This window comes from Azohydromonas lata NBRC 102462, from assembly GCF_001571085.1.
GTDB classification, from domain to species: Bacteria; Pseudomonadota; Gammaproteobacteria; order Burkholderiales; family Burkholderiaceae_C; genus Azohydromonas; species Azohydromonas lata.
In genome coordinates, this window is the sequence record NZ_BCTC01000298.1 from 1 (window position 1) to 1,015 (window position 1,015).

The window sequence follows — 1,015 nt, forward strand, 5'->3', positions numbered from 1 at the left end:
ACCATGCTGATCGACCTGCATGCACACGCGCCCCATCCGGGCTACTACAACCAGCACCCGCACTGGGGGCCGTTCTTCGAGCAGCACAGCGACGGCGACGTCAAGCTGCGCGTGGGGCACTGGATCCTTGGGCTGGGCTCGCCCGAGCGCAAGGCCGCGGTGCGCTCGGGCCAGGGCCTGCAGCTCGAGGAGTACCTCGCGCGCTGGGCCGACCCCAAGAACCGCCTGGCGGGCATGGACGCCGCGGGGCAGAACGCGCAGGTCGTGTCGGTGCCCTCGCACTGCTACATGTACTGGGCCGACCCGGAGTTCAGCGTGCGCTTCGCGCGCAAGGTCAACGACACGCTGGCCGAGTACTGCTCGGGCGCGCCCGATCGGCTGATGTTCTGGGCGCACGCGCCGCTGAACGCGCCGCACGAGGCGGCCAAGGAGCTGCGCCGCGCGTGCACGCAGCTCGGCGCCAAGGGGCTGGTGGCCGGCGGGGCCAACTTCGGCGGGCTGGAGTACGACTCGCCGCAGCTGGACGTGGTGTGGGCCACGCTGTGCGAGCTGGACCTGCCGATCTTCGTGCACGGCTACAACCAGTCGGTGACGTGGGGGCTGCAGGCCAACCACGACAAGTACGAGACCACGGCCATCGTGGGCATGAACTACGACGAGACGCGCTGCTTCTGGTACCTCGTCAACGGCGGGGTGCTCGACCGCTTCCCCAAGCTGAAGGTCTACATCACGCACGGCGGGGGCTTCGTGCCCTACCAGCTCGGGCGCCTGGCGCAGACCAACCGCAACCTGGACGTCACGCACAACAAGCGCCCGGTGCTGGAGTACATGAAGAACTTCTACTTCGACGTGGAGCTGCACGAGCTGCCCATGCGCCAGGCACTGGTGGACATCATCGGGGCGGACCAGGTGGTGTATGGCAGCAACTTCGGCGGCTCCGATGCCGTGCGCCACGACCTCACCGAGGGCCTGCGGCTGTCGCAGCAGGACCTGGACAAGATCCGCTGGAAGAACG

The 1,015-nt window shown here is 68.3% G+C and carries 1 protein-coding gene; it reads left to right on the forward strand.

The genetic code is table 11. The annotated features are described in order from the left end of the window. The coding region (locus tag ALA01S_RS31190; RefSeq protein WP_238456036.1) for an amidohydrolase family protein at nt 1-1,015 on the forward strand (1,015 nt) is incomplete at both ends.